Genomic DNA, 17,056 nt, shown 5'->3' with positions numbered 1-17,056 from the left:
CGGAGCGTTGGACTCGCGGGTTCTGAGGGTTGGACTCGCGGGTTCTGAGGGTTGGACTCGCGGGTTCTGAGGGTTGGACTCGCGGGTTCTGAGGGTTGGACTCGCGGGTTCTGAGGGTTGGACTCGCGGGTTCTGAGGGTTGGACTCGCGGGATCTGAGGGTTGGACTCGCGGGTTCTGCGGGCACGCGGGGCTGGAGGCGTTTGGGCACGCGGGTCCGGAGTGCCAACTCGCGAGTTCCGAGTGGACCTCGCGTGCGGGAGTGGGGGACTCGCGGGGGTGGGTGTTAGGCCAAGGCGCGGCGGTAGGCGGACACGGTCAGCTCCGCGGTGCGGCGCCAGGTGAACTCCGCCGCGTGGGCGCGACGGTCCGCCAGCGTCGCCGGGGTCGGAGGGGTCGCCAGCGCCGCCGTGAGGGCCGCGCCCATCGCCTCCACGTCGCCGAACGGGACCAGGCTCGCGTGGCCGCCGGAGATCTCCCGTAGGGCCGCCAAGTCCGAGCACACCACCGGCACGTCGCACGCCATCGCCTCGAGGACCGGCAGGCCGAAGCCCTCCTCGCGCGAGGGCAGCACCAGTGCGGCGGCCCCCGCGACCACCGAGCGGAGGTCTACATCGGACAGGTAGCCGATGGACCGGACATGCTCGTCGCGGCGGTTGTGGCCGGGGCCGGCGAGCACCAGCGGCGGCAGGTCCGCGGTGGCCTCGTGCGCCTTCAGCAGCCAGCCCAGCGCCTTGCGCGGGCCCGCGCCGCCCACGAACAGCAGGTACGACTTCGGCAGCCCGATCCGCCTGCGCAGCGCCTCGCTCGGCGGCCGCGCGGTGAACCAGGCCAGGTCCACGCCCAGCGGCGTCACCACGATCTTTCCCGGGTCGACGCCGAGCCGCTCCGCGGTGACGTCCGCGACCGCGCGCGTCGGCGTCAGCACGACCGCCGCCCGCTCGGCGGAGCGGGCCACGAGGCGCGGCAGTTCGGCGTCGCTCGGGGCCAGCTCGTCCGGGGCGTCGAGGAACGCGAGGTCGTGGATGGTCAGCACGCCCTTCGCGCGAAGCGCCGCGGGGAGCACGAAGTTCGTGCCGTGCACGATGTCGGTGAACCCGGCGAACAGCTCGACCGGGGGGAACGGCGCCCGCAGCCAGCAGCGGCGCAGCAGCCGCGCGGACACCGGCATGCCGCGCGCCCGCGACCCGTGCGGCAGAACCTTGCGCAGCTTTCGCCAGCCACGCAACGTGAACGCCACGGCGCGCATGTCCACATCGGACATCGAGGCGAGCTCCTCGGCGAGGGCGGCGGTGTAGCGGCCGATGCCGGTCCGGTTGCCGAGCAGCGGGGTACCGTCCAGCAACACCCGAACCGGCCTAACCATCGCGCCGGCCCTTCCAGCGCTCCGCCGCGAGGCGGCGGACCCGCCCGGCCGCGCGTCTGATGAGCTCGCCCGGCCCGCCCGCGTCCAAATAGGACTTCACGAGGTCGAGGTCGCGGCGCACGACCTCGCCGACGCGCAGCGGCCTGTTCCCCACCAGCGGCGCCGCGCCCGGCAGCCGGTCCGTGGCCGGAACCGGGTTGCGGCAGAAGGAGACCAGCGGCGCGAGCACGGTCTCCCAGGTGAACCGCTCGCGCACCACGGCGATCCGCTCACGCGCCGCGCGGGCGAACTCCTCGTCGTAGAGCACCCGCTCCAGCGCGTCCGCGAGCGCCTCGGCGTCCTCGGCCGGCACCACGACGCCGAGCCGCTCGGTGCGTACCAGGTCGGCGAACGCGTCGCCGTCGGTGGTGACAATGGGCAGGCCGGCCCACAGGTAGTCGAGCACCCGGGTACGGAACGCGAACGTGGTCTCCACGTGCTCGTAGTGCGTGGTGACGCCGCAGTCCGCGTCCAGCAGCCAGTTCTGCCGCTCGTGGTAGGGCACCCACGTCTCGTTGAAGAACACGTGCCGGTCGGTCAGCCCGAGCCGGTGCGCGAGCAGCCGGGTCTGGCCGCCGATGCCCATATCCGGCACCTCGGGGTTCGGGTGGCGCATGCCGAGGAACACGAGCCGGACGTCGCCGTGCCGCCGGGCGAGCAGGTCGACCGAGCGCAGCAGCGTCAGCGGGTCGAACCAGCTGTACACGCCCCCCGCCCACAGGATCACCTTGTCGGCCCGCGCGATGTCGCCGAGCGTGCCCTTGATCGGCGAGAAGCTCTGCTGCGGCGGCTTGCCCGGCAGCCCGAACGGCGCGACCGCGAGCAGCGAGCGGACCGTCGGGTCGCTGTCGTACAGGGCCGGGGTGAGCCTGCCGAGCGCGGTCAGGTGGCCGAGCCAGAAGTGCCGCTGTCGCTCGGACGCGCACACGAAGAAGTCGCCGCGCTCCAGCTGCGTGTTGAGCACCTTGGTGACGCCGACCAGGTCCAGCTCGCGCTGCTCGTCCGTGTCGTCCTTGCCCTGCTCCAGCAGCTCCAGGTGCATCGGGTCGTAGATGTCGCAGACGACGATCTTGGTGGAGCTTGCCTTCTTCAGCTCCGGCACGAGCTCGAGCGCATGGCCCTGCAGGATCACCACGTCGGCCCAGTCGACGTGCGGGGTGAGCTCGCGGCGGCGCGCGCGCAGCACGGCGAAGGCCGCGTCGGGCGGCGCGCACGTCGGGTTCACCGTGACCAGCCGGACGTCGTGCTCCGCGGCCAGCACGTCGGCCATGTTCCACGCGCGGATCGCCGGCCCGGCCATCTTCTCGGAGATCGCGTCACCGGTGATCACCAGGATTCGCCGGCGCCCGCCGAACGCCTCCTCCAGCCCGAACACGTCGACCAGCACGTCGTGCGCGGCGAGGTAGCGGGGCAGCGGGTAGGCGGGCTCCATCGCGTTGCGCAGCAGGGGAAGCAGGTCCGCGTCCGAGCGCATCCGGGCGGCCTGCTCGACCTCGCGGGCGGCCTTGAGCGATGGCAGCAGCTCGACGAACTGGTCGATCGCCAACAGCCCCGCGAGCGTGGCCCGCGGAACCTCCACTGTGGACGAACCGGTGTTCGGGCGGCCGATCTCCAGCTGTGTCGGGTCGACCTCGCCGCGGGCGGTGGCCCGGCGCACGCACAGGGCCAGCGCGGCGGGCAGCGCCCTGGCGAGGGTGGCGTCGGAGGCGTTCTTGTACAGCGCCGCGAGCGCGTTGCGCTCCAGTAGGTACAGCTCGCGCGCGTTGTCCGCCGAGTCCACCTTGGACATCGAGGCGTGGTGGCGGTGGAACGCCAGCGAGCGCGGCTCGTAGCGCACCCGCCAGCCGCGCAGGTTCAGTCGCCAGCCGAGGTCGACGTCCTCGTAGAACATGAAGAACCGCTCGTCGAACCCGCCCAGCTCGCGGAACACGCTCGCGCGCACGAACATCGCCGAGCCGGTCGCGAACAGCACGTCGCGCGGGACGTCGTGCTCGCCGGTGTCCGGCTCGCCCGCGTGACGCTTGTAGCCCATGCCGAACCAGGTCAGCCCGGCGTCCACGAAGTCGATGACCTCGCCGTCCCAGTCGAGCACCTTGCTGGCGACCGCGGCGACCGTCGGCTCGGCACGCAGCACCTCGACGGCCGCGGACACCCAGTCGGCGTGCGGGCGGGCGTCGTTGTTGAGGAAGGCGAGTACGGTGCCGGTGGCGTGCGCGGCGCCGAGGTCGCAGCCGCCGGCGAAGCCGAGGTTGGCGCCGGCCTCGACGACCTGGACCCCGGGCTCGCGGGCGATCCGCTCGGCGCCGCCGTCGCGCGAGTCGTTGTCCACGCAGACGACCTGCAGCAGCTCGGCGGGGTAGTCCAGCTCGTCGCGCAGCGCGCGCAGGCAGGCGATGGTGTCCTCGGCGCCGCGGTAGTTGACCACGATCACCGAGACGGCCGGTCGATGCGCCGGTTCGGGCACGCGCGCTCCTTGTGGTGGTGGTGAGCGTTAGCCTGCCCTATCACATCACGTCACGAACGGTAACCCGTCGAATTCACCACCTGCCACACCGCGGCGCGCGGCACCGTCGCCCGCCGGGCGACCGCGCGGCGCTCGCGGGCCAGCGGGACCAGCCGGCCCAGCACCTCGCCCAGGACCCGCAGGCGAAGCCCGGTGCGGAAGTTCCACGCCGCCGGCACGGGCCCGCCGAGCAGGCGGCGCAGCGGCAGGACCGCGGTGAGCGCGGCGAACCGCGCGCACTCGCGCACCGCCACGGCCGCCGGGGCGCAGCGGATCAGCATGTAGAGCCGGTTGCGCTCGTTCCATCGGTGGAACTCCCGCGAGCCGGGCCGGGAGCTCGCGCCGTGCCGGTGGACCACCCGCGCCTCGGGCACCGCGAGCACGCTCCGGCCGCGCAGCCGCAGCCGCCACGAGGTGTCGGTGTCCTCGTAGTAGCAGAAGAACCGGGCCGGCACGCCGCCCGCGGCCACCAGCTCGGCCGTGCGCAGCAGTGCCGCGCCGCCGCAGAAGCCGAACACGTCCGTGGGCTCGGTCAAGTCGGTGTTGATGTCGCTGCCGTACCCGCGGCCGGTCAGGATGACGCCCAGCGAGATCGGCTCGCCGTCGGCCGACTCCATCCGCGCGCTCGCCGCGGCCGCCGCCGGGTCGGCGTCGAGCGCGTCCTCGAGCCGGGCCAGCCAGTCCGGCCGGGGCACGGTGTCGTCGTTGAGCCAGGCCACGAGCTCGGTGCCGACCTCGGGCAGGGCGGCGGCGAGCCCGCCCGCGTAGCCGGTGTTCGCCGGGAGCCGGGTGACCGCCGGCCGGGACGGGTGGGCGGCGAGCAGGTCGGCCGTGCCGTCGTCGGATGCGTTGTCCACCACCAGGATCCGGTGCGCACGGGTCTGCGTGGCGACGGCGTCGAGGCACGCCGTGATGTGCTGCGCACCGCGCCACGTGATGACGACGATCGTCGTTCGCGCCGTGTCGTTCCCGGTGGTCACGGCGGTCGACCGTACTCTGTGCCCGTGCCCGAGCTCGTCGTGCTCACCGAGCAGCTGCTGGCTCCCGTCCCGGGCGGGACGGGGCGCTACACGCGCGAGCTCGTCGTCGCGATGGCCGAGAGCGCCCCGCCTACCTGGACCGTCGCCGGTGTCACCGCGACCCACCGCGACCTGTCGGCCGCCGACGTGTCCGGCGTGGCCGGCCCGCGCGCGCTGCCGCTGCCGCGCCGCGCGCTCACCGCCCTGTGGGAGCGCGGCGTGCACCTGTGGCCCGGCGGCGACGCGGTGCACGCGCCGACCCCGCTCGCGCCGCCGGCCCCCAGGCGCGGCCGGTGCATGGTGGTGACGGTGCACGACACGGTGCCGTTCACCCATCCCGAGACGCTGACCCGGCGCGGCGCGGCCTGGCACCAGGCCATGATCAAGCGGGCCGCGCAGCGTGCGAACGCGATCGTCGTGCCGACGGTCGCGGTCGCCGAGGAGCTCGCCGAGCACGCGCCCGGTCCGGCCACGGTCGCCGTCATCCCGCACGGGGTGCCCGCGGCGTTCCGCACCGAGGTCCAGCAGGCGCAGGTGCACGCCACGTCGGTCGGCCTGGAGCTGCCGGACGCCTATGTGCTCGCGGTCGGCACGGTCGAGCCGCGCAAGGGCCTCGACGTGCTGATCGAGGCGATGGCCAAGCCGTACGCGCCGGACCTGCCGCTGGTCGTCGTGGGTCCGCGTGGCTGGGGCGAGGTCGACCTGACCGCGCTCGCCGAGAAGCACGGGCTGGCCGACGGGCGGCTGCGGGTGCTGGGTCGGATCAGCGACACCGACCTCGCGGTCGTGCTGCGTTGCGCGGCGGTGCTGGCCGTGCCGAGCCGCGCGGAGGGGTTCGGGCTGCCGGTGCTGGAGGCGCTGGCGGTGGGCACCCCGGTGGTGCACTCGGACGTGCCGGCGCTGGTCGAGGTGGCCGGTGACGCCGGGGTGGTGGTGCCCCGCGACGACGCGCGGACGCTGGCCGCGACGCTGAGTGCGGTGCTCGACGACGGTCCGGGCACGCGGCGGCGGGTCGAGCAGGGGCGGCTGCGGGCCGGCGCGTTCACCTGGCACCAGGCGGCCACCGAGCTGTGGCGCCTGCACACCCGGTTCTTCGACATGGCCAGCGCCCGATAGCGGGTCCGGTGATGGGTCCGGTAGTGGTTTTCGTAGGTTTTTCACCCGGTCGTGCCAGGCCGCGACGCGCGCGGTCGTAGTCTGCTCACGTGTCCGAACCGCGCGTGCTGATCGACGCGACCGCCGTGCCCGCGGATCGTGGCGGCGTCGGACGGTACGTCGACTCCCTGGTGTTCGCGCTGGACTCGGACGGCGCCGCGATCACCGTGGTGTGCCAGCCGCGCGACGTGGAGCTCTACGGCCGGCTCGCGCCGAGCTCGCGGGTCGTGCCGACCTCGGAGTCCAACGCCACCCGCACCGCGCGGCTGACCTGGGAGCAGACCACCTTGCCGCGGCTGGTGCGACGGCTGGGCGTGGACGTGCTCCACTCGCCGCACTACACGACCGCGCTCGCGAACCCGGCGGCGTCGGTGGTCACCCTGCACGACGCGACGTTCTTCACCGACGCGATGCTGCACCACTCGATCAAGGCCCGGTTCTTCCGGGCGTGGACCCGTACGGCGCTGGCCCGTGCCTCGCTGTGCGTGGTGCCGTCGGCCGCGACCGCCGCCGAGCTCGCCCGGGTGGCGCGCGCGGACGTCCGCCGGATGGAGATCATCCAGCACGGCGTGGACAGCGAGCGGTTCCACCTGCCGACGGCCGAGGAGGTCGTGGCGGCGCGGTCGCTCGTCGGGCTCGGGGCGGACGAGCCGTACGTGGCGTTCCTCGGGGCGCTCGAGCCGCGCAAGAACGTGCCGGCGCTGATCCGCGGGTTCGCGGAGGCGTGCCGGGGCCGCGAGTGCCCGCCCGCGCTGGTCCTCGCCGGCCAGCCGGGCTGGGACCGCCAGGTGGAGCGCGCGCTGGACGACGTGCCGCACCGGCTGCGGGTCATCCGCGCCGGCTACCTGCCGTTCGACAACCTCGCCGGGTTCCTCGGCGGTTCGGAGCTGGTCGCGTACCCGTCGCTGGGCGAGGGCTTCGGCCTGCCGGTGCTGGAGGCGATGGCGTGCGGGGCGTGCGTGCTGACCACGCGGCGGCTGGCGCTGCCCGAGGTCGGCGGCGACGCGGTGGCGTACTGCGGGGTCGGCGCGGGGGACATCGCGGCGGCGCTGACGGAGCTGCTGGACGACGCCGGCCTGCGGTCCGGGCTGGCCGCGGCGGCGCAGCGGCGGGCGAAGGAGTTCTCGTGGCTGACGAGCGCGGAGGGGCACCGGGCCGCGTACGCGCGGGCGCACCGGGTTCATCGCCGTGGTCGCTGACCGTGCAGAATAGGTGCCCGTGTCTGCCGAATATGGCTCTGAGCTGGCCGTTGTCATCGTGACCTACTCGCCGGGCGAAACCCTCGACCGGTGTTTGGACACGCTGGCGAAGGCCACCGAGCGGCCGGTGCACGTGGTGTTGGCGGACAACGGTTCCACCGACGGCGCGCCCGAGCGGGCGGCCGCGGAGCGGGAGAACGTGACGCTCGTGCGCACCGGCGGCAACCTCGGCTACGGCACCGCGGCGAACCGCGGCGTCGCCTCCCTCGACCCGTCGTACGGCTGGATCGTGGTGGCGAACCCGGACGTCGAGTGGGGCGACGGCGCGCTGGACACGTTGCTGGACGCGGCATCCCGGTGGCCACGCGGCGGTTCGTTCGGCCCGTTGATCAAGGAGCCGAACGGGGCGGTGTACCCGTCGGCCCGGCTGGTCCCGTCGCTCGGCCGGGGCATCGGTCACGCGGTCGCCGGCCGGGTCTGGCGGGGGAACCCGTGGACGCGCGCGTACAAGCAGACGGACACGTCGGTGGCCGAGCGGACCGCCGGCTGGCTGTCCGGCTCGTGCCTGCTGGTGCGCCGGTCGGCGTTCGACTCGGTGGACGGTTTCGACCCGCGCTACTTCATGTACTTCGAGGACGTCGACCTCGGCGACCGCCTGGGCCGGGCGGGATGGCAGAACATCTACGTGCCGTCGGCCGAGGTGGTGCACATCCAGGGCCACTCCACGGCTCGCGCGTCGGACGCGATGCTGGCGGCACACCACGCCAGCGCGTACCGGTACATCGCCGACCGGCACCGGGGCTGGCAGTGGGCACCGGTGCGCTGGGCCGTCCGCGCCGGGCTCGCCGTGCGGTTGAAGCTGGAGCCCCGGAAGTCCTGAGCCCGTCCACAGCCGCCACCCAAGGCGCCCGATTTCGTCGGTGTGCGCCGGTAGTCTGGAAATCGGGGGCTCCCCGGGACGTTGTCCACAGCCCTACTCCGCGCCGCCCGAAAATGTCGGCCCGTCCCGCTAGGCTGGAATCAGGGGGACCCCCTCGCGGTTGTCCACAAGTCGAGTGGCTGTCCACAGATTCGCGGGCGCACGCGGGACTTGTCGGTTTCCGCCGGTACGCTGGTTTTCGGGGGGCCGGAGGCCACACCCGCGAGGCTCGGCGTGCCCGCGCGAGGTCTCGCGCTGGGGTCAGCCGTCCAGGCGCTGGGAAAGGCTTCCGGTGCCGGTGGGCGGCTCTTTCGTCGTCGGGATCAGGCCGTCCAGTTCCTCCGTCTTCTGCGCGGGCGCCGACGTGCTCTCCGGCTCCTGCTGCCGCGCCTCCGGCTGGCGGATGTCCGATTCCCTGTGGGCGTCCGGCGTCGGCTGCCGCGTGTCCGGTGCCACCTGCGTGGGCTGCGTCGGCTGGTCGGCGTTCGACTGGTGCGCGTCCGGCTTCGGGCGGGTGTCCATCTTCTGCTGGCGGGCGGCGATGCTCTGGGCGCGCGCGTGTTCGATGCGCCGCTGGCGCGAGCGGATCCCGGGCGGCGAGCTGACCACGTCGGTCATCGCCTCCTGCGCGATCGCCGGGATGTTCTCCGCCGGCCCCCCGGAGCGCGGCACCACCAACGTCGAGTCCGGGTCGTCGCCACGCTCGTCGTTGGAGCTGACCATGACCCGCGGAATCTGCAGCGTGCTCGCGGCGTCCATGGGTGAGACGGCGCTTTCCGGCGTCACCACGAATGCGCCTCGCGCCCGGGCTTTCGCCAGTGCGGTGTCAGCCCGTTCACGGGGGTCCATACCTCGACCACTCCCTGCGCGCCGTGTGGATGTCGTGCCCCAGCGTATTCCCTCCCGGCCCCCCGCGTCAGCAGGAGAACCGAAAACGATCTTTCTCACATGTGCGCCACGTAGCCCTTCTCGCGCAGCAGTTCGGTGAGCTTCTTGATGTCCTGCGCCCGATCCCGCCGGCATACCAGCACCGCGTCCGCCGTGTCGACGACGATCAGGTCCGCCACGCCGAGCGTCGCGATCACCCGCGAGGAGCACGGCACCGCGATGACGCCGTCACCGTCGACCACGACGACCGGCGGGGACTCGGCCAGACCCGTCACGTCCACCACGCGCCCGCCGCCCTCGATATCCTTGCCCAGCAGGTCACCGAGGGTCTCGAAGTCCCCGATGTCGTTCCAGCCGAAGGCGCCCGGCACCGTGGCGACCTTGCCCTCCGCGGCCGCCGGCTCCATGACCGCGTACTCGACGGCGACCTTCGGGACCGTCGGCCACGCCTCGGCCAGCACGGTCTCCTGCTCGTCGCCGTCCCACGCCCGCGCGATCGTCCGGATCGGATCGTGCACGTCCGGCCGGCGCGCGGCGAGCTCGGCGAGGAAGACGTCCGTGCGCCACAGGAACATGCTCGCGTTCCACAGGTACCGCCCGGACGCGACGTAGGACTCCGCCACCTCGGCCGACGGCTTCTCCTTGAACTCCAATACAGTTCGCACGGTTCCGGCCTCGGCCGGCTCGCCGAGCCGCAGGTAGCCGTACCCGGTCTCGGGTCGGGTCGGCGTGATGCCGATCGTCATCAGCTTGCCGGCCGCGGCTCCTTCGACCGCGTGCCGGACGGTGTCGGTGAACGCGGCGGTGTTCGTGATCAGGTGGTCCGCGGCGAAGGACGCCATCACCGCGCCGGGGCTGCGTTCCTCGATGACCGCCGCCGCGAGCGCGATCGCGGCGCACGAGTCACGGGCGAACGGCTCGACGAGGATGTTGCGTTCGGGCAGCTCGGGCAGCTGGCGGATGACCGACGTGGCGTGCGCGGTGCCGGTGACCACCAGCAGGCGCTCGGGCGTGCACATCGGCGCCAGGCGGTCGAAGGTCGCCTGCAGCAGCGAACGGTCGGTGCCGGTGAGCGCGTGCAGGAACTTCGGGTTCGCGGCGCGGGAGAGCGGCCACAGCCGGGTGCCGCTGCCCCCCGCGGGCACCACCATGTGCAAGTCGGTCGAGCTCATCCGCAGACGATATCCGGGGTACGGTCGGTTCCCGTGAGCGAGCCTGCGAGCGAGCCATCGGCACAGAGCGAGCCTGCGGAGCGTGCGTTCACCCCGGCCTTCCCGCTGGACGTCGCCGGGGTGCTCGCGCCGTTGCGCCGCGGGTACGCCGATCCCGCGTTCCGCCGCACCGAGGACGGCGTGACCTGGCTGGCCGCCAACACGCGGGACGGTCCGGGCACGCTCGCGCTGCGCCGCCCGGGTGGCGAGGTGCGGGCGTCCGCGTGGGGGCCCGGTGCAACGGCGCTGCTGGACGGCGTGCCGGCGTTACTGGGCGCGCACGACGACGACTCGGACTTCACCGCGCACCACCCACTCGTCGCCGACCTGCGCAGGCGGATGCCGGCGCTGCGGCTCGGGTCGACGGGGCGGGTGTGGGACCTGCTGGTGCCGTCGATCCTGGAGCAGAAGGTGACCGGCTACGAGGCGCGCCGGTCGTGGCGGGACCTGTGCCGCCGGTTCGGCGAGCCGGCGCCCGGGCCCGTGCCGGACGGGATGCGGGTGCCGCCGACGCCGCGCGCGATCCTGTCGATCGCCGACTGGGAGTGGCACCGGGCCGGCGTGGACGGTGCCCGCCGGCGCGCGCTCGTGGCGGCGGCGCATGCGGCGCACCGCCTGGAGCGGGCCGCGACGCTGCGGGGCAAGCCGGGCCGGGACCTGCTGCGCACGGTGCCGGGCATCGGCTTCTGGACCGCGGCGGAGGTGGCACAGCGCGCGTGGGGCGACGCGGACGCGATCAGCGTGGGCGACTTCCACATCCCGAGCATCGTCGGATACGCCCTGTTGGGCCGGAAACTCGACGACGTGGGCATGCTCGAGGTGCTGGCCCCGTACGCACCGCACCGGCACCGCGTGGTGCGCTACCTGGAGGCCGCCGGCGTCTCCCGCCCCCGCTTCGGCCCGAGGTTCTCCCCACGCGACTACCGCGAGATGTGAGCGCCGCCGGTCTGTCTACATCGGACACAAGTCGACCCTGGCCACACGACGCGCCGGCCACCATCGAGACCCCACCGACTCCGCCAGCCCGCCCGGCCCACAACCCCGACCCGCCGGCCTCGCGGAGCCGCAGCCCCCGACCCGCCAGCCTCACGCGCACGCCCACACCGTGATCCGCGGCCCCCACCCTCTCCGGGGGCCACCCCACCACGCCAGTCTACCGGCGGGGGCTGACAGGGCCGAGGGGCAAGATCGACTTGTGGACAGGTGGGTGGGTTGTGGATGGAGGGCTCGGGTGCTTGGGTCAGGCCGGGGTGGGGGTGGGGGTGGGGGTGGGGGTGGGTAGGTAGCCGGCCGCTCCGAGCATCTCCGCCAGGCCGTTGGCGCCGTTCGGGTCGGGCAGGTCGTCGACGGGCCACCAGCGTAGGTCCAGGGACTCGTCGCTGCGCACCGGCTCCGCGTCCGGCGGGGCGTGCACCACGAACCGGACATCGAAGTGGCGGGTCGGGACGCCCAGGGAGCACGTGATCGGGTGGACGTCGACGTGCACCGGGGCCGGCTCGATCGTGAGGCCCTCGATGCCCGACTCCTCCGCCGCCTCCCGCAGCGCCGCGCCCGTCAGCGTCGAGTCCGACGGCTCGCAGTGCCCGCCCAGCTGCAGCCACACGCCGACCCTCGGATGCAGCGTCAGCAACACGTGCGTGCCGTCCGCGGAGAGCACCAGCGCCGACGCCGTGAGGTGCCCGGGCTCGCACGACCGCGCGCACGCGTCCGGCCGCGCCGCCAGGAAACCCAGGAACGCCTCGCGCAGCGATCGCTGACCGCGCGCGGCCGGCCGCCAGTCCCCGAGCACGGACACCGCGTCCGCGTGCACGCCCTGTGCCACCGACCCACTCGCACTCATCGCTGGAGGAACCCGTCGCCGGGGTCGGGCTCGGGCCGGTGCGCGATCTCGCCGTGGGGGTGGCCGAGTGCGACCGCGCCCAACGGCTCCCACGAGTCCGGCAGCTCGAGCAGCGAGCGCACCCGGTCGGCGTGGGACACCGGCACCAGGCACGAGCCGAGCCCCTCCGCCGCGAGCGCGACCCGCAGGCCGTGCACGGCCGCGCCGGCCGCGGTGGCCGCCGTGCGGGAGCCCACCGCGAAGGCCAGCACGATCTCCGTCGCCCCGTAGAGCACGTCCTCGCCGGCGACCTCGTCCAGCAGCTGCTTGCGCCGAACCCGGTCCGCGAGGTGCACGAACCGCACGTCATCCGCGCCGGAGGAGGTCAGCGCCGCCCCGGCCGCCCAGCGCAGCACGGCGGGGTCCACCTGCACATCGTCGAACGAGCGCACCGCGGGGAGCAGGGCCGACGAGCGCCGGCCGAGCGCGACGGCCTCCGCGGTGCCCAGCCGGAACAGGTCCTCGTCCACCGGCCGTACCAGGTCGCGCGCCCGGGCGTCGGAGTCGCCGATCTCGAGACCCCGCACGACCGCCACCGGCACCGCGCCCAGCTTGCCCTTCACCAGGTCCGCCGCCCCCGCGACCTCGTCGGCCACCGCGATCTCGGTGACCGCGAGCTCGTTGCCCTGCCGGTCGACCCGACCCCGGTACGCGTGCAGTACGCGCAGCCCCGACGAGCCGATCGCCACGTCCGTCTGGCCCACCCGCCACGCCCGGCCCATCGTGTCCGTGACGACCACCGCCACCTCCACGCCGAGCCGCTCGCGCAGGCCGTTGCGCAGCGCGAGCGCCGACGCGTCCGGGTCCGCCGGCAGCAGTGCCAGCTCGTCACCGGCCACATTGGACGCATCGACGCCGGACGCCGCCTGGACGATGCCCAGGTGGTTCTCCGTGATCAGCGTGCGCGCGCGGCGGGCCAGGATCCGCACCGACTCGTCGAACACCAGCTTGCGGCGGATCCGGTCGCGCTCCTCCGGGTCGGCCGGCACCCGCACGAGCCTTCCCTCCACTTTGGACACGATCTTGCTGGTCACCACCACTATGTCGCCCGAGCGCAGCCAGCGCGCCGCCTCGGCGACCGCCGCGGTCAGGTCGTCGCCGGGACGGAACTCCGGCAGCCCCTCGACGGGCAGGACCTCCAGGCGGGCCACGGCGTGGTCAGCGGATCGGTCAGTCAAGGGACACCCCGGCCAGCGAGAACGCGGCGCGCGCCATCTCCGCCGTCGCGTCCACATCGGACATCAGCAGCGGCACGGCCCGCACCTCGACGTCCGGCACCACCGCCGGGTCGCCGGTGTGCACCAGCCAGCCGTCCAGCAGCCCCTCGGCCGAGTGCCGGCGGGAACCGTAGTGCCGGCCCACCGCCTCGGCCGTCGTGTCCACGCCGATCGCGGCCAGGCAGGCGTCGGCCATGCCGCGTACCGGCCGGTCGTCGACGATCGGGGAGACGCCGACGATCCGCGCGTCGGTCTTCACCAACGCGGTCCGCACGCCGGGCACGGACAGCACGGTGCCGATGCTCACCACCGGGTTCGACGGCGCCAGCAGCACCACGTCCGCGGCGGCGATCGCGTCGAGCACGCCCGGGGCCGGCACGGCCTCCTCGGCGCCGATGGGCACGATCGAGTGCGCGGTCAGCGCGGCGTGGTGGCGGATCCACCACTCCTCGAAGTGGATCGCGCGCCGCTCGCCCGACTCGGGATCGTCGACCACCACGTGGGTCTCCACCCGGTCGTCGGACATCGGCAGCAGCCGCACGCCCGGCCGCCAGCGCGAGCACAGCGCCTCGGTCACCGCGGAGAGCGGGTAGCCGGCACGCAGCATCCGGGTACGCACCAAGTGGGTGGCGATGTCCTTGTCGCCCAGCCCGAACCACTCCGAGCCGGCGTCGTACGCGGCGAGCTCGTCCTTGACCGTCCAGGTCTCGCCGGTACGGCCCCAGCCCCGCTCGGTGTCGATGCCCCCGCCCAGGGTGTACATGCACGTGTCCAGGTCCGGGCAGATCCGCAGCCCGTGCAGCCACACGTCGTCGCCGGTGTTCACGAGCGCGGTCACCTCGTGCCGCGACTCGGTGCCGGGCAGCCCCAGCGCGTGCTTCACCCCCAGCAGGAACCGCGCCCCGCCGACGCCGCCGGCCACCACCACAACCTTCACGCCCGCGATCCTCGCACGCGCGCGGCGACCGCCCGTCAGCGCCAGAAGAAGAACGCCAGGTTGCCGACCGCCGACAGGAACTCGTCCCCGCCGACCGCGCCGTACACGGTGTTCGAGATGTCGAAGAAGACCGTGCTGACGCCGGGGATGCCGATGAGGCAGGCGAACAGGATCAGCGGCGCCCACGGCCGGGCCTTGGCGCCGAACCGCCGCGCCTCGTGGGACAGGTGCGGCTCGAGCGCGCCCCAGCCGTCCAGTCCCGGGATCGGCAGCATGTTCAGCACGAACGCCATGATCTGGAACAGCGCGAGGAACGACAGCGCGCCGGCGAGCGGCAGGCTCGGGTCGAACGCCTCGATCGAGACGATCAACAGCCCGCCGAGCACGAGGTTCGACAGCGGTCCGGCGAGCGAGACCATGGAGTCGATCGCCTTGGACCGCAGGGAGTAGTGGTTGATCCACACCGCGCCGCCGGGCAGCGGGATGCCGCCGATCGCCAGGATCAGCAGTGGCAGCACCAGGCTGAACACCGGGTCGGTGTAGCGGCGCGGGTCCAGCGTCAGGTAGCCCTTGAAGTACACCTCGCGGTCCCCGCCGCGGTAGGCCACGATCGCGTGACCGAACTCGTGCAAGCACAGTGAGACTCCCCAGCCGGCGAGCACGAGGAGGAACGTGCCCGCCATCACCGCGGCGCCGGGATCCAACGGGTTGTAGGTGTCCGTGTCCACGCCGAAGGAGAGGATCAGGCCACCGGCGACGGCCACGGCGAGGATGGCGAGGAACACGGGCGAAGGTCGGACCGCTGATCGCTGCACACCCAGAGTCTGCCAAGGTTGACGGACACTCCGCCGCCGGGTCGGTCGTTTTCCCGGCACGCGAGCACGCGGTGGGCCGGTTGCGCGAGCCCCATACGGCATCACCCGGCCGGGTACCCGGCTTGACGCGCCGCGACTACACGGGTGTAATCACATTGATGTCATTCGCCGGTCCAGATGGTGAGTGGTGTCCGCCAACCCGGGGAGCGCGAAAGGCGAGGAGGCGGACGGGACATGACGATGCAGGGCATAACCGATGGGAGTCGTGTCATGGAGTGGGGGGAGCAGCCGGTCGACGAGCTCGGCGTGCTCGCCGATCTCTTCGATGACGCGGAGGAGCAGGAGTGGCAGGAGCGCGCCCTGTGCGCGCAGACCGATCCCGAGGCGTTCTTCCCCGAGAAGGGCGGGTCGACCAGGGAGGCCAAGCGCATCTGTCAGGGGTGCGAGGTGCGCTCGGAGTGCCTGGAGTACGCGCTCGCGCACGACGAGCGGTTCGGAATCTGGGGCGGGCTGTCGGAGCGCGAACGGCGCAAGCTGAAGAAGCGCGTCGGGTAGGCGCGTGACCTCGTCGAGACATTTTCACGATCCAACATAGGGTTCGGCGTGCGCGACGTGGTGGGAGCGTCGTTCATGGCATGTTGTGGCAATGCCTCGGTACGGCCCTCGCGGTAGCACCCCGGTGCTGCGCACCGCACCAGTCCTCGCCGTACTCGTCTGCCACGACGGCGAGGTGTGGCTGCCGGAGGCGCTCGCGGCGTTGCGGGCGTCGGCGCCGCGACCGAGGCACGTGCTGGCCGTCGACACCGGCTCGCTCGACGACACGCCGCGGCTGCTCGACGAGGCCGCGTACGGCGAGGACCGCGTCCTCGACGGGGTGATCACCCGCGACCGCCGCACGGGGTTCGCCGCCGCCGTGCGGGACGCGGTGTCGGTGGCGGTGGAGCGCTGGGGCGAGCAGCATGACGAGTGGATCTGGGTGCTGCACGACGACTGCGCGCCCGGCCCCGACTGCCTCGCCACGTTGCTGACCGCGGCCGATGCGTCCCCCTCGGCCTGCGTGCTCGGCCCGCTCGCGCTGGACTGGGACGACCCTCGGCTCGTGGTCGAGGCCGGCCTGTCCACCGATTCCTCCGGGCACCGGCAGACCGGCATCGGACCGTCCGAACTGGACTGGAGCCGGCGGGGGCGCGGGCACGGGTTCGGGCAGAGCACCGAGGTGCTCGCGGTGCCCTCCGCCGGCATGCTGGTCCGCCGCGAGCTGTGGCAGCGGCTGGACGGGTTCGACCCCGAGATTCCCTTGCTGCGCGAGGACATCGACTTCGGCTGGCGCGCCAACCGGCTCGGTGCGGTGGTGCTGTGCGTGCCGGCCGCGCGGATGCGGCACGTGCGCGCGATGCCCGCGAGGCTGCGCGGCGCGGAGGCCCGCGGCCCGGGACTGCGCGGCTCGGTGCGGACCATGGACCGCGCCCAGGGACTGCGCGCGTTCCTCGTCAACTGCTCCCCGCCGTCGTTCGTGATCGGCATTCCCCGGCTCACGATGCTGTGCCTGCTGCGGGCGCTCGGCTTCGCGATGCAGCGCCGGCTCGACGAGTGCCGGGCGGAGGTCCGCGCGCTCGGCTACGTGCTCGGCGGCGCCGCGCAGCTGCGTGCGGCGCGGGTCCAGCGCCGCACCGGGGTCGAGGTGCATGGCGTGCGCGGGCTGTTCACGAGCCGGTTGACCAGGCTGCGCAACGCGGTCCGGGCCGCCACCGCACACCTCGTCCGCCGCCGGCTGCAGGCGGACGCGGCGCTCGGCCGGCTGCCCGACACGGCCGACCTGCTGCCCGCGGAGGAGGAGCCGGCGCGCCTGCCGGTCGGACCGCAGGCGCTGCCGGCGGGCGTGTCCGGCCGGCCGCGGCGTCCCGCCGGGC

Annotated in this window: 15 protein-coding genes; 6 read left to right on the top strand and 9 right to left on the bottom strand. The window is 73.6% G+C overall.

Features of this window, described 5'->3' with window-relative positions; translation table 11 throughout:
• Positions 1-285: 285 nt before the first annotated feature.
• Genes ACRDTB_RS31780 through ACRDTB_RS31770 form a run of 3 tightly spaced genes read right to left on the bottom strand, consistent with a single transcriptional unit; the run spans position 286 to position 4,887 of the window.
• Entirely contained in the window at positions 286-1,365 is a 1,080-nt protein-coding gene (locus ACRDTB_RS31780) for a glycosyltransferase family 4 protein (RefSeq protein WP_431435890.1), read from the bottom strand.
• Complete coding sequence (locus tag ACRDTB_RS31775) at positions 1,358-3,868, bottom strand: glycosyltransferase (protein WP_431435889.1); 2,511 nt, start codon at positions 3,866-3,868, stop codon at positions 1,358-1,360. Before ACRDTB_RS31775 ends, ACRDTB_RS31780 begins: the two co-directional genes overlap by 8 nt.
• Positions 3,869-3,918: 50 nt before the next feature.
• Positions 3,919-4,887: a glycosyltransferase family 2 protein gene (locus ACRDTB_RS31770; protein ID WP_431435888.1), complete on the bottom strand. Its 969-nt coding sequence runs from the start codon at positions 4,885-4,887 to the stop codon at positions 3,919-3,921.
• A 24-nt stretch (positions 4,888-4,911) separates the two neighbouring features.
• Here ACRDTB_RS31770 and ACRDTB_RS31765 point away from each other — a divergent pair, with 24 nt between their 5' ends.
• The 3 genes from ACRDTB_RS31765 (at position 4,912) to ACRDTB_RS31755 (ending at position 8,160) form a co-directional block, all read left to right on the top strand.
• On the top strand, positions 4,912-6,042 hold the full coding sequence (locus tag ACRDTB_RS31765; RefSeq protein ID WP_431435887.1) for a glycosyltransferase family 4 protein: 1,131 nt from the start codon (positions 4,912-4,914) through the stop codon (positions 6,040-6,042).
• 104 nt (positions 6,043-6,146) lie between these two features.
• A complete protein-coding gene (locus ACRDTB_RS31760; RefSeq protein WP_431435891.1) occupies positions 6,147-7,280 on the top strand; it encodes a glycosyltransferase family 4 protein in 1,134 nt (377 codons plus the stop codon).
• 19 nt (positions 7,281-7,299) lie between these two features.
• Entirely contained in the window at positions 7,300-8,160 is an 861-nt protein-coding gene (locus tag ACRDTB_RS31755; protein WP_431435886.1) for a glycosyltransferase family 2 protein, read from the top strand.
• A gap of 300 nt (positions 8,161-8,460) precedes the next feature.
• On the opposite strand, the gene ACRDTB_RS31750 is transcribed toward ACRDTB_RS31755, so the two are convergent.
• Both ACRDTB_RS31750 and ACRDTB_RS31745 read right to left on the bottom strand, forming a co-directional pair.
• A complete protein-coding gene (locus ACRDTB_RS31750) occupies positions 8,461-9,048 on the bottom strand; it encodes a hypothetical protein (protein ID WP_431435885.1) in 588 nt (195 codons plus the stop codon).
• A gap of 95 nt (positions 9,049-9,143) precedes the next feature.
• Entirely contained in the window at positions 9,144-10,259 is a 1,116-nt protein-coding gene (locus tag ACRDTB_RS31745; RefSeq protein ID WP_431435884.1) for a mannose-1-phosphate guanylyltransferase, read from the bottom strand.
• A 33-nt stretch (positions 10,260-10,292) separates the two neighbouring features.
• Here ACRDTB_RS31745 and ACRDTB_RS31740 point away from each other — a divergent pair, with 33 nt between their 5' ends.
• A complete protein-coding gene (locus ACRDTB_RS31740) occupies positions 10,293-11,234 on the top strand; it encodes a DNA-3-methyladenine glycosylase family protein (protein WP_431435883.1) in 942 nt (313 codons plus the stop codon).
• A 304-nt stretch (positions 11,235-11,538) separates the two neighbouring features.
• Here the strand turns inward: ACRDTB_RS31740 and ACRDTB_RS31735 are convergent, their stop codons facing one another.
• From ACRDTB_RS31735 to ACRDTB_RS31720, 4 genes are read right to left on the bottom strand one after another with little or no spacing between them, the layout of a single operon-like run.
• Positions 11,539-12,138, bottom strand: a complete 600-nt coding sequence (locus tag ACRDTB_RS31735) for an NUDIX hydrolase (RefSeq protein ID WP_431435882.1) — start codon at positions 12,136-12,138, stop codon at positions 11,539-11,541.
• Positions 12,135-13,412 carry a coenzyme F420-0:L-glutamate ligase gene (locus tag ACRDTB_RS31730; protein WP_431435881.1) on the bottom strand — a complete coding sequence of 426 codons (1,278 nt, stop codon included), beginning with the start codon at positions 13,410-13,412 and terminating at the stop codon, positions 12,135-12,137. The genes ACRDTB_RS31735 and ACRDTB_RS31730 overlap by 4 nt, the downstream gene beginning before the upstream one ends.
• Complete coding sequence (gene cofD / locus ACRDTB_RS31725; protein WP_431435880.1) at positions 13,348-14,331, bottom strand: 2-phospho-L-lactate transferase; 984 nt, start codon at positions 14,329-14,331, stop codon at positions 13,348-13,350. The genes ACRDTB_RS31730 and cofD overlap by 65 nt, the downstream gene beginning before the upstream one ends.
• 35 nt (positions 14,332-14,366) lie before the next feature.
• Positions 14,367-15,146, bottom strand: a complete 780-nt coding sequence (locus ACRDTB_RS31720; RefSeq protein ID WP_431435879.1) for a site-2 protease family protein — start codon at positions 15,144-15,146, stop codon at positions 14,367-14,369.
• A gap of 270 nt (positions 15,147-15,416) precedes the next feature.
• Here ACRDTB_RS31720 and ACRDTB_RS31715 point away from each other — a divergent pair, with 270 nt between their 5' ends.
• The gene (locus ACRDTB_RS31715; RefSeq protein ID WP_431435878.1) at positions 15,417-15,701 is read left to right on the top strand and encodes a WhiB family transcriptional regulator; all 285 of its coding nucleotides are present in this window, start codon (positions 15,417-15,419) and stop codon (positions 15,699-15,701) included.
• Positions 15,702-15,792: 91 nt separating this feature from the next.
• A partial coding sequence (locus ACRDTB_RS31710; RefSeq protein ID WP_431435877.1) for a glycosyltransferase family 2 protein occupies positions 15,793-17,056 on the top strand: 1,264 nt, incomplete at its 3' end.

This window comes from Actinophytocola sp. (assembly GCF_050699935.1).
In the GTDB taxonomy this organism is placed as follows: domain Bacteria; phylum Actinomycetota; class Actinomycetes; order Mycobacteriales; family Pseudonocardiaceae; genus Actinophytocola.
Note: the sequence above shows the minus strand (reverse complement) of the source record. Positions and strands in the feature narration are given on the sequence as shown.